This window comes from Silvania hatchlandensis (assembly GCF_025564065.1).
Classification (GTDB): Bacteria; Pseudomonadota; Gammaproteobacteria; order Enterobacterales; family Enterobacteriaceae; genus Enterobacter; species Enterobacter hatchlandensis.
Genome location: NZ_JAMGZK010000047.1, coordinates 191490 through 203351 on the forward strand (window position 1 = coordinate 191490; position 11862 = coordinate 203351).

Here is an 11862-nt window from a genome sequence, read left to right on the forward strand (position 1 = left end):
GTGCCGATTAATTACCCTGCATCAGGGCGATTATTTTTTGTCTTTAACTTCTTCGAACTCAGCGTCAACAACGTCGTCGTCTTTCGCATTGTTCGCAGATGCATCAGCGCCTGCTGCACCAGCCTGCTGCTGTGCGTGCTGCTGCTGGGCGATTTCCATCAGCTTCTCGGAAACCTGCGCCAGTTGCTGCATCTTGGCTTCGATATCAGCTTTGTCTTCGCCTTTCAGAGACGTTTCCAGCGCGCTCAGTGCAGACTCGATAGCGGTTTTGTCGTCTGCTGGCAGTTTATCGCCCGCTTCCTCAACCTGCTTACGGGTGCTGTGCAGCAGATGGTCACCCTGGTTGCGGGTCTGAACCAGCTCTTCAAACTTACGGTCAGATTCCGCATTGGCTTCCGCTTCGCGAACCATCTTCTGGATCTCTTCTTCGTTCAGACCAGAAGAGGCCTTGATGGTGATCTTCTGCTCTTTACCGCTATTTTTGTCTTTTGCGGAGACGTGCAGAATACCGTCAGCATCGATATCGAAGGTCACTTCGATCTGCGGCATACCGCGCGGCGCCGGGCTGATACCATCCAGGTTAAACTGACCCAGATCTTTGTTATCCGCAGCACGTTTACGCTCACCCTGCAGCACATGGATGGTTACCGCAGACTGGTTGTCTTCAGCGGTAGAGAACACCTGGCTGTGCTTGGTCGGGATGGTGGTGTTTTTGCTGATCAGCGCAGTCATCACGCCACCCATGGTTTCGATACCCAGCGACAGCGGGGTAACGTCCAGCAGCAGTACGTCTTTCACTTCACCGGTCAGTACACCACCCTGGACCGCAGCGCCGATAGCAACGGCTTCGTCCGGGTTAACGTCTTTACGCGGCTCTTTACCAAAGAATTCAGCCACTTTCTTCTGAACCATTGGCATACGCGTCTGACCACCGACCAGGATAACGTCCTGGATTTCGGATACGGACAGACCTGCGTCCTGCAGAGCAACTTTCAGCGGCTCGATGGAACGGTTAACCAGGTCTTCTACCAGGCTTTCCAGTTTCGCGCGAGTCACTTTGATGTTCATGTGTTTTGGACCGGTCGCGTCTGCAGTGATGTACGGCAGGTTCACGTCGGTCTGCTGCGCAGAAGAGAGCTCGATTTTGGCTTTTTCTGCGGCTTCTTTCAGGCGCTGCATTGCCAGCGGGTCGTTACGCAGGTCAATGCCCTGATCTTTCTTAAACTCGTCAACGAGATAGTTGATCATACGGCTGTCAAAGTCTTCACCACCCAGGTGGGTATCACCGTTGGTAGCCAGAACTTCAAACGTTTTTTCGCCGTCAACTTCGTCGATTTCGATAATAGAGATATCGAAAGTACCGCCACCGAGGTCGTATACCGCGATAGTACGGTTGCCGACTTCTTTATCCAGACCGTATGCCAGCGCAGCGGCAGTCGGTTCGTTGATGATGCGTTTCACTTCCAGACCGGCGATACGGCCCGCATCTTTGGTTGCCTGACGCTGAGCATCGTTAAAGTATGCCGGTACGGTGATAACCGCTTCAGTTACTGGTTCACCCAGGTAATCTTCAGCCGTTTTCTTCATTTTTTTCAGCACTTCTGCAGAGATCTGCGGCGGTGCCATTTTCTGACCTTTTACATCAATCCACGCATCACCGTTATCAGCACCGATGATTTTGTACGGCATGATGGCTTCATCACGCTGCACTTCTTCGTCCTGGAAGCGGCGGCCAATCAGGCGTTTGATCGCAAACAGGGTGTTTTGCGGGTTTGTCACGGCCTGACGTTTAGCCGGCTGACCAACCAGAGTTTCACCGTCCTGGGTATAAGCAATGATAGAAGGCGTGGTGCGATCGCCCTCGGCGTTCTCCAGCACACGTGCAGTAGTGCCATCCATAATCGCTACACAAGAGTTGGTAGTCCCCAGGTCGATACCAATAATTTTACCCATCTAAACGTCTCCACTAAAAATTCGGTCATACATGTGGTTGTGAACCTGTAATAAGGGCAGATGATGCTTTTTCAACTGTCCCCGATTTGATTATTTTCAGGTTCACTCACTGCGGTTGACTACAAGATGGGGTCGCAACGGCATCCATCAAGGGGGGAGGATAAAAAAATTTTTAATTTCACCCTGCTCAGATCATAGACGCCGTCGCCTGCGCTGATTATCATGCCGCGCCCCGCCAGGGAGAATTGGCGAGGGTCACACCATTTCACCATATTAATGATGATTTTTTGAGGAATTATGGGCAACACTAAGTTGGCTAATCCGGCTCCGCTGGGTCTGATGGGTTTCGGCATGACCACCATTCTGCTGAACCTGCATAACATTGGGATGTTCCCAATGGATGGCGTTATCCTGGCGATGGGCATTTTCTACGGCGGCATCGCACAAATCTTCGCAGGGCTGCTGGAATATAAGAAAGGCAATACCTTCGGGTTGACCGCGTTTACCTCGTACGGCTCTTTCTGGCTGACGCTGGTCGCTATTCTGCTGCTGCCGAAAATGGGTCTGGCCGATGCGGCGAACGCACAGTTTATGGGCGTTTATCTGGGCCTGTGGGGCGTCTTCACGCTGTTCATGTTCTTCGGCACGCTGGTCGGTAACCGTGCGCTGCAGTTCGTGTTCCTGAGCCTGACCGTGCTGTTCGCCCTGCTGTCTATTGGCCACCTGGTCGATAACGGTGAAGGCATCATTCACGTTGCCGGCTGGATTGGCCTGGTGTGTGGCGCCAGCGCCATTTACCTGGCAATGGGCGAAGTGCTGAACGAGCAGTTTGGCCGTACCGTTCTGCCGATTGGTGAAAAACACTAATCCCCCTTTCGTGCCCGCGCTGCGGGCACGAAACTCTCTTCGAATCGATTAGTTTTCCGCCAGAAACCAAACAATCCGTCAATGAAACCCTCATAACCCCCGCATTGTATTGATAAGCATTATCACTTGAAATATCGTCCCCAGGTGTCTCCTGGATAGCGGATATCATGCAGCACTCTCATCAGGAACGGTTGGGGATACCACGATTTGTTGTAGTGAATAAGGGTATCCAATGAATTCCAGTCTTACCGCCGGCCATCGCTCTGGCGAATCCACCGTGGCACTACATTACCGTAAGGTTCTCGTCAGGCGCGTTACCCTGGCAACGGTGCTTTTCGTTCTGATTATTTGTTCGCTGATCCTCGACTTCACCCTTGGCCCGTCCGGTATCTCCGTTTCCACGCTCTGGCACACCTTAGTGAATGCAACAGCAGCAGATGCGGGCACACGGGTGATCGTCTGGGATCTGCGCCTGCCCTTCGCCTTGATGGCTGTCGCCGTCGGCATGGCGCTGGGGCTCGCCGGAGCAGAGATGCAGACCATCCTCAACAACCCTCTCGCCAGCCCGTTTACGCTGGGCGTCTCCTCCGCCGCCTCCTTTGGTGCAGCGCTGGCGATTGTGCTTGGCTTAGGGATCCCCGGTATTGCCGATAAGTGGTTCATTCCCGCAAATGCCTTTGTCTTTGCGCTACTGGCCTGTTTTATCCTCGATGGCATCAGCCGCTGGACACGCGTTGCGACCTCGGGCGTGGTGTTATTTGGCATCGCGCTGGTGTTTACCTTTAACGCGCTGATTTCCATTCTGCAATTTGTCGCCAGCGAAGATACCCTTCAGGGGCTGGTCTTCTGGACGATGGGAAGCCTGGCCAGAGCCTCCTGGGACAAGCTCGCCATCCTCGGCGTAGCGCTGCTGATTATCGTACCTCTGTCGCTCAAAAATGCCTGGAAGCTGACGGCGTTGCGCCTCGGTGAAGATCGCGCCGTCAGTTTTGGTATTAACGTGAAGACGCTGCGCCTTACCGCCCTGCTTCGCATCAGCATCATCTCTGCGCTAACGGTGGCCTTTGTCGGGCCGGTCGGCTTTATCGGTCTGGTTGCACCGCATATCTCACGCATGATGTTTGGCGAGGATCATCGCTTTTATCTGCCGGGCAGTATGCTGATTGGGGCGCTGGTGCTCTCTCTGGCGTCGGTACTCTCCAAAAATATTGTGCCTGGCGTCATCATTCCGGTCGGTATTGTGACCTCGCTGGTTGGCGTGCCGTTCTTCCTCAGCATCATCATTCGCAACCGGGGGAACGTATGACCGACGGCCTGCGCATCCACGATCTGCATACGGGCTACCGTAAGAAAAAAATCATGAGTGGGCTGACGACCCCCTTACTGCCTCGCGGACAGATCACCGCCCTGCTAGGGCCGAACGGCTCGGGCAAATCCACGTTACTGCGCGCACTAGCGGATCTGAACCCCGCTCAAGGGGAATTGCTGCTCAATGGCGAAGATCTGATGACCTTGCCTTCAGCAACCCGCGCGCAAAAGGTGGTTTATCTGCCGCAGTCCCTGCCGCAAGGCGTACACCTCCACGCGCTGGAATCGGTGATTGTCGCCCGACGCGCCAGCGGCAGTTTGCACAGTCATAACGTCGAGCAGGAGGCGTATGCCATTCTCGACAAACTGGGTGTCGCCCATCTGGCGATGAGCTTTCTCGATCAGCTTTCCGGCGGACAAAAGCAGCTGATTGGCCTGGCGCAATCGCTGATCCGCGAGCCGGATCTGCTGCTGCTGGACGAGCCCTTAAGCGCCCTCGACCTTAACTATCAGTTCCACGTGATGGATATCGTGGCCCGTGAAACGCGGCTGCGAAACATCGTTACCGTCGTGGTGATCCACGATATCAACATCGCGCTGCGCCATGCCCGGTATGCCCTGATGCTTAAAGGCGGCGAGCTGATAGCCAGCGGGTTACCGGGCGAGGTGGTCTCCCCCGCCAGCCTGGCGACGGTGTATGGCGTGGACGGCAGGGTTGAATACTGTTCCCGTGGCTTACCGCATGTGGTGGTCGACGGGGTCATACCATAAGAAAAAAGACCGGGAAATCATGACGCTGAAAACAATCATCGCGGCCGCGGGCGGCCTGGCACTGTTACTTTCACCTTTTATCGCGCAGGCGCAGGGCTGGCCGGTGACCGTCAAGGATCTTGATAACCGCACGGTCACGATTGAACGCGAGCCGCAGCGCATCATCCTGCAGGATGGTCGCGACATTTTCGCTCTGGCGTTGCTGGCGCGCGACAACCCGTTCGCCAAAGTGGTGGCGTGGAACAACCTACCGAAAAAGCAGGATACCGAAACCTGGAACGTGCTGAAGCGTAAATGGCCCGAAGCAGAAACCATCCTCGACATGAAGTTTTCCGACCAGGGCAACGTGGATCTGGAAACGGTGATCTCCCGCCAGCCCGACCTGATGATTGCTCAGCTCCGCGCCAAACCCTCACTGGTGCAGACTGGCGTGCTGGCAAAGCTCGAAGCACTGCATATCCCGGTGGTATTTGTTGACTACGAACTTCACCCGGTCGAGAACACCCTGCCGAGCATTGCCCTGCTGGGTAAGGTGATGGGTCAGAACGAACACGCGCAGGCCTATATCAATTTCTATCAGCAACGCCTGGATACGATCCACCAGCGTCTGGCGACCACCAGCAAAAAACCACTGGTCTTTATCGAACCGATAGCCGGTGTCGGCGGGCTGGATAATGGCTGCTGTTTCACCCATGCACGTAACGGCTGGGGCGGGCTGGTAGAAGCCGCAGGTGGCACGAACATCGGCTCACAGCTGCTGCCTGGGGCAACCGGGAATGTGTCGGTTGAGAAGATCATCTCCCTGAATCCGGATTACTACCTGATGACCGGGTCTAAACGTCCGGGCAAAGGCACGGCGATTATCCCGTTTGGCTATAACGTCCCGGCAAACGATGTCACCGCCGCGTTCAATGCCCTGCTTTCACGTCAGGGCGTGGCCAGCATTCCAGCGGTAGCACAAGGTCACACGGGAGCGCTCTATCACCACTTCTATAACAACCCGTACAACATCGTCGCCATTGAGGCGCTGAGCAAAATCTTCTACCCAACGCTGTTTAACGATGTCGATCCGCTGGCGGATTACCACGCGATTATCACCCATTTTACCCACATCCCGGATGACAACATCATCCTGAGCTATACCCCTTCTTCCCACTGATCGACAGACGCCATCTTCGGATGGCGTTTTCTTCAATCTCACACTTAACCAGCGAGGATCGGGGCTTCGACCGGTTTTTGACGCAACCAGAATCCGAGCACCAGCCCCATCAGCGACAGGGCCAGCACGTACCAGGCCGGCGCCATCGGCGACACCCCCATCAGCAGCGTGACCACAATCGGCGTTAATCCACCAAAGATGGCGTAAGAGACGTTGTAAGAGAAGGAGATACCGGTAAAACGCACTTCTGGCGGGAAGGCCCGTACCATCACGTAAGGCACCGCCCCCACCACACCCACGCACAACCCAACCGTGCCGTACAGCAGGAAGAGCTGCTCGGGATGGCTGCCCGCAAGGTGGTAAAACGCCCAGCTTGACCCCGCCAGCAGCAGGCTACCGATGATAAACGTCAGGCTCGAACCGATACGATCGACCGCCAGACCGGCAATCAGACAGCCGAAGCACAGCATAATGGTGGCAATACTGTTCGCCTGCAGCGTGACCGCCGGGGCAAAGCCATACTGCTTTTGCAGCCAGACCGGCGACATCAAAATCACCACAACGATACCCGCCGAGAGCAGCCAGGTCAGCAGCATCGACACCACTACCGCTTTTTTATGACGCACAACCACCGCTTTGACCGGCAGCTCCTGCGCCAGTGCCTTGCGCTGCTGCATCTCGAGGAACACCGGGGTTTCCTGCAGCCAGCGGCGCAGGTACATGGCGACCAGACCGAATGCGCCACCCAGCAGGAACGGAATACGCCAGCCCCAGTCAAGCACCGCCTGCGGCGTCATGCTGGTATTGATAAGCGTCGCCACCACTGAACCCAGTAAAATACCAACGGTCAGCCCGGCGGTCAGCGTGCCGCAGGCAATGCCGATTCGGCGCGCAGGGACATGTTCCGCGACAAAAACCCAGGCACCCGGCACTTCACCGCCAATCGCTGCCCCCTGCAGGATACGCATCAGCAGCAGCAGAACCGGCGCAATAATCCCCATTGAGGCATAGGTTGGCAGCAGGCCGATGGCCAGCGTGGGCACGGCCATCAGCAGGATACTGAGGGTGAACATCTTTTTGCGGCCTACCAGATCGCCAAAGTGGGCCATCACGATACCGCCCAGCGGGCGCGCCAGATACCCGGCAGCGAAGATGCCAAAGGTCTGCACCTGTCGCAGCCATTCGGGAATATCCGCCGGGAAGAACAACGCCCCGACGACGGCGGCGAAAAAGACGAAGATGATGAAGTCATAAAACTCCAGCGCACCACCAAGGGCGGCAAGCGTAAGCGTTTTATAATCCTGACGATTGAGAGGCCGGGTGTTATGTGACATAGCGGACCATTTGACCTGTATTGTTGATTTATATTTACAGCGATCGTAAAGAAAAAATTACTATACCGTAAATCAATCGGCACGCTACAGGCCGTGCAGCTTATGTCACATAATTGTTAATTTCAGGAGATTGTTTCACGACGTGCGCTTTTCGGGCGAAAAGCTGCTACCACCTGCGGATCGGTTTCGACGTATGGCCCTTCCAGCAATTGTACACAATACGGTACACTGGCGAAGATACCCGCCACAATCACCTTGCCGTCGTCCTCTTTTACCCCTTCCAGCGTCTCTTTGATCGACTTCGGCTGGCCCGGCAGATTGAGGATCAGCGCCTGCTTGCGGATCACCCCTACCTGACGTGAGAGGATCGCCGTCGGAACAAAGTGCAGGCTAATCTGGCGCATCTGTTCGCCGAAACCGGGCATCTGACGATCGGCAATTGCCAGGGTTGCATCCGGAGTAACGTCGCGACGCGCCGGACCGGTGCCGCCGGTGGTCAGTACCAGGTGGCAGCTCATTTCATCAACCAGTTCACAGAGGGTTTGCTCGATAACGGCCTGTTCATCAGGGATCAGGCGGGTAAGCACTTCAAAAGGGGTAGTCAGGGCGGCAGTCAGCCACGCTTCCAGAGCGGGGATGCCTTTATCTTCATAAACACCGCTTGAAGCGCGGTCAGAGACGGAAACTAAGCCGATGCGTAAGGTATTCATATCCATTCCATTCAACTAATGCAGATAACGGAATGATACACGCAGAGAGGAATTACAGACAGGATCCGAAAGAAGTAGCAGACGTGGCCGGGAGCCCGGCCACGTCAGAAATGATTACAGCAGATCGCCGATCATTTTTTCCAGTTTTTCCTGGTCAACAGCAAACTTACGGATACCGTCCGCCAGTTTGTCTACTGCCATTGGATCCTGGTTGTGCTGCCACAGGAACTGAGCTTCGGTGATGCGCTCAGGACGGGCTTTCACTTCGCCGCTGAAGCTCAGTTTACGCTCAATAGCGCCTTCGCTTTCAGCCAGCTCTTTCAGCAGGCCCGGTGCGATGGTCAGGCGGTCACAGCCAGCCAGTTCCAGGATCTCACCTACGTTACGGAAGCTTGCGCCCATCACCACGGTTTCATAACCGTGCTGTTTGTAGTACTCGTAGATTTCGGTCACGGAAACCACGCCCGGATCTTCAGCCGGTGCGTACTCTTTCTTATCCGTGTTGGATTTGTACCAGTCCAGAATACGGCCAACGAACGGAGAAATCAGGAACACGCCGGCTTCTGCACATGCGCGCGCCTGCGCGAAGGAGAACAGCAGGGTCAGGTTACAGTTGATGCCTTCTTTTTCCAGCTGTTCAGCAGCACGAATGCCCTGCCAGGTGGAAGCCAGTTTGATCAGAATACGATCGTTGCTGATGCCCGCATCGTTATAGAGCTTGATCAGGTGTTTGGCTTTAGCGATAGACGCTTCGGTGTCGTAGGACAGACGCGCATCAACTTCGGTAGAGATACGGCCCGGAACCAGTTTCAGAATTTCCAGACCGATGTTAACAGCCAGTTTATCCGACGCATCAATTACCTGCTGATCGCGGGAGCTGCTCTGGGTTTTTGCCCAGGCAATGGCCTCATCAATCAGTTTGCGATATTCAGGGATCTGCGCAGCGTTAAGGATCAGAGAAGGGTTCGTTGTGGCATCCTGCGGCTGGTACAACTTCATTGCCGCGATATCTCCGGTGTCAGCGACAACAGTCGTGAACTGACGAAGGGAGGTTAATTTATCCGTCATGATAGTGTTTCTCTTTAACTTGCCCTGGATAATTCGCGTTACCAGCGTGATGCCAGAAACGGAAAAATGACAGGTGTACTGTTAGGGGGATGTAACCGGTCTGCCCTGATGATAACACGACGGAAGGTCAGCGCAACCGCAGACAGTGCCCTTGGCGATAGTGTGATAAACTCGGCCGATTAACCGCATGTTAATTACCTGTTTACTCAATCATTCGTTGCGATTACCTATGCACTTCGGCATCAACAAGAGGGACGTTAATGCCTGATTTCCTGTCGTTTATTAACGAAATCCTGTGGGGTTCCGTGATGATTTACCTGCTATTTGCAGCAGGTATCTGGTTCACTTTTCGCAGCCGCTTTATTCAGTTTCGCTCCATTCCTCAGCTTGGCAAAAATCTGAAAAACAGCCTGTCTCCCCAACCGGGCGGCTTAACCTCGTTCCAGGCGCTGTGTACCAGCCTCGCGGCCCGCGTCGGCAGCGGGAATCTGGCCGGAGTTGCCCTTGCTATCGCTGCAGGCGGCCCGGGGGCAATCTTCTGGATGTGGATTACCGCCATCATCGGCATGGCGACCTCCTTTGCGGAGTGCTCGCTGGCTCAGCTGTATAAAGAGTCGGATAAACAGGGGCAGTTTCGCGGTGGTCCAGCCTGGTATATGGCTCGCGGCCTGGGAATGCGCTGGATGGGGGTGCTGTTTTCGGTCTTTCTGCTGCTCGCCTACGGCCTGATCTTTAATACCGTTCAGGCGAACTCGGTGGCTCATGCCCTGCGCTTTGCCTTCGACTGCCCGGAGATTGTGACCGGCAGCGTGCTGGCGATCGGTACCCTAATCGTGATCCTGACCGGCATCCGCGGCGTTGCCCGGCTGATGCAATGGATGGTGCCGGTGATGGCGCTGCTGTGGGTTGTCGCAAGCCTGGCAGTCTGCGTCTGGCATGTTGAACAATTGCCGGCGGTCTTTGGCCTGATCTTTAAAAGCGCGTTTGGCTGGCGCGAGGCCGCCTCTGGCGCGCTGGGTTACACCCTGAGCCAGGCCCTGACGGCAGGGTTCCAGCGCGGTATGTTTTCCAACGAAGCGGGAATGGGGTCGACCCCGAATGCCGCGGCGGCGGCGGCCTCCTGGCCCCCTCACCCTGCTGCCCAGGGCGTGGTGCAGATGATTGGCGTCTTTGTTGATACCATGATTATTTGCACCGCCAGCGCGATGATCGTGCTGCTCGCCGGGCCGCTCGGCAATCCGGCCAATGTTTCCGGCATTCAGCTTGTTCAGCAGGCGCTGGTGAACCTGACGGGCGGCTGGGGTGCCGGATTCGTCGCATTTATCCTCATTCTGTTCGCGTTCAGCTCGATTGTGGTGAATTACATCTACGCCGAAAACAACCTGATCTTTTTACACCCCGATGCCCGCAAATCCCGCTGGCTGCTGCGCGGGAGCGTGGTGGTGATGGTGCTGCTCGGATCGCTGCTCAGCCTGCCGCTGGTCTGGCAGCTGGCGGATATCATTATGGCGCTGATGGCGATGACCAATCTGATGGCCATCCTGCTGCTCTCGCCGGTGGTGACCCTACTGGGCCGGGACTATCTTCGCCAGCGACAGCTGGGCATCCAGCCGGTTTTCGATGCGTCGCGCTACCCCGAGATCGCCTCCCAGCTGGCGCCGGGTGCATGGGATGATTTGCCGCGTCAATAACAGTCATCGATCAATACAGGCGATTTTTTTGATAAAGTCGCCCTAAATCTCCTGCAAGGACTGGATATGCTTATTCTCATTTCACCTGCTAAAACGCTCGACTACCAGAGCCCGCTTGCCACCGAGCGCTATACCCAGCCTGAACTGCTGGATCATTCCCAGCACCTTATCCGTGAGGCGCGTAAGCTGTCGGCCCCGCAAATTGCCAAACTGATGAGCATCAGCGACAAACTGGCGGATTTGAATGCCACCCGCTTCCACGACTGGCAGCCGGACTTTACGCCGTCCAACGCTCGTCAGGCGCTGCTGGCCTTCAAAGGCGATGTCTATACTGGCCTGCAGGCAGAAACGTTTAACGAAGCGGATTTTGATTTTGCCCAACAGCACCTGCGCATGCTGTCCGGTTTGTACGGCGTCCTGCGTCCGCTGGATCTGATGCAGCCGTACCGGCTGGAGATGGGGATTCGTCTGGAGAATGCCAAAGGCAAAGATCTGTATCAGTTCTGGGGTGAAATCATCACCGATAAGCTGAATGACGCCCTGAAAGCGCAGGGCGATAACATCGTTATCAACCTGGCGTCCGACGAGTACTACAAATCCGTGAAGCCGAAAAAACTGGATGCCGAGATCATTAAGCCGGTGTTCCTTGATGAGAAAAACGGCAAGTTCAAAGTGATCAGCTTCTACGCCAAAAAAGCGCGCGGGCTGATGAGCCGCTACATCATTGAAAATCGTCTGACGAAGGCAGAACAGCTGAAGGCGTTTAACAGCGAAGGCTATTTCTTTGACGACGAAGCGTCAGGGAAAGGTGAACTGGTGTTTAAGCGCCACGAGCAGTAATTTGCCCCTCACCCTAACCCTCTCCCCATGTACGGTCCGGGGACATGGTAGACAGATGTTCGGGGACAGGGTGAACACTTTTTAACATCCTTTACCCATGGTGATCGACTTTCTTTTCAGGTCGATCACCCCCACTTTTGTGCTGTACCACCATACTTCGT

At 55.4% G+C, this 11862-nt stretch carries 10 protein-coding genes; 6 read left to right on the top strand and 4 right to left on the bottom strand.

Features of this window, described 5'->3' with window-relative positions:
• Nucleotides 1-30: 30 nt before the first annotated feature.
• Nucleotides 31-1953 (bottom strand): molecular chaperone DnaK, encoded by a 1923-nt coding sequence (dnaK, locus tag M8014_RS10975; protein WP_271282501.1) that lies wholly within the window; start codon nt 1951-1953, stop codon nt 31-33.
• Nucleotides 1954-2250: 297 nt separating this feature from the next.
• On the opposite strand from dnaK, the gene satP reads away from it, so the two are divergent.
• The 4 genes from satP to M8014_RS10995 all read left to right on the top strand — a co-directional run bounded on the left by satP (nt 2251) and on the right by M8014_RS10995 (nt 6058).
• Nucleotides 2251-2820, top strand: a complete 570-nt coding sequence (satP, locus tag M8014_RS10980) for an acetate uptake transporter (protein ID WP_271282502.1) — start codon at nt 2251-2253, stop codon at nt 2818-2820.
• Nucleotides 2821-3052: 232 nt separating this feature from the next.
• On the top strand, nt 3053-4126 hold the full coding sequence (locus M8014_RS10985; RefSeq protein WP_271282503.1) for a FecCD family ABC transporter permease: 1074 nt from the start codon (nt 3053-3055) through the stop codon (nt 4124-4126).
• Nucleotides 4123-4899: an ABC transporter ATP-binding protein gene (locus M8014_RS10990; protein WP_271282504.1), complete on the top strand. Its 777-nt coding sequence runs from the start codon at nt 4123-4125 to the stop codon at nt 4897-4899. Before M8014_RS10985 ends, M8014_RS10990 begins: the two co-directional genes overlap by 4 nt.
• A 19-nt stretch (nt 4900-4918) precedes the next feature.
• Nucleotides 4919-6058 (top strand): ABC transporter substrate-binding protein, encoded by a 1140-nt coding sequence (locus M8014_RS10995; RefSeq protein ID WP_271282505.1) that lies wholly within the window; start codon nt 4919-4921, stop codon nt 6056-6058.
• Nucleotides 6059-6102: 44 nt separating this feature from the next.
• Here M8014_RS10995 and M8014_RS11000 read toward each other — a convergent pair whose 3' ends face one another.
• From M8014_RS11000 to tal, 3 genes are all read right to left on the bottom strand, one after another.
• Nucleotides 6103-7392: an MFS transporter gene (locus M8014_RS11000; RefSeq protein ID WP_271282506.1), complete on the bottom strand. Its 1290-nt coding sequence runs from the start codon at nt 7390-7392 to the stop codon at nt 6103-6105.
• A gap of 122 nt (nt 7393-7514) precedes the next feature.
• Nucleotides 7515-8102: a molybdopterin adenylyltransferase gene (gene mog, locus M8014_RS11005; RefSeq protein WP_271282507.1), complete on the bottom strand. Its 588-nt coding sequence runs from the start codon at nt 8100-8102 to the stop codon at nt 7515-7517.
• Between the two features lie 114 nt (nt 8103-8216).
• The gene (tal, locus tag M8014_RS11010; protein WP_271282508.1) at nt 8217-9170 is read right to left on the bottom strand and encodes a transaldolase; all 954 of its coding nucleotides are present in this window, start codon (nt 9168-9170) and stop codon (nt 8217-8219) included.
• 260 nt (nt 9171-9430) lie between these two features.
• Here tal and M8014_RS11015 point away from each other — a divergent pair, with 260 nt between their 5' ends.
• Nucleotides 9431-10861 carry an alanine/glycine:cation symporter family protein gene (locus M8014_RS11015; RefSeq protein ID WP_271282509.1) on the top strand — a complete coding sequence of 477 codons (1431 nt, stop codon included), beginning with the start codon at nt 9431-9433 and terminating at the stop codon, nt 10859-10861.
• Nucleotides 10862-10927: 66 nt separating this feature from the next.
• A complete protein-coding gene (gene yaaA, locus M8014_RS11020; RefSeq protein ID WP_271282510.1) occupies nt 10928-11701 on the top strand; it encodes a peroxide stress protein YaaA in 774 nt (257 codons plus the stop codon).
• Nucleotides 11702-11862: the final 161 nt, after the last annotated feature.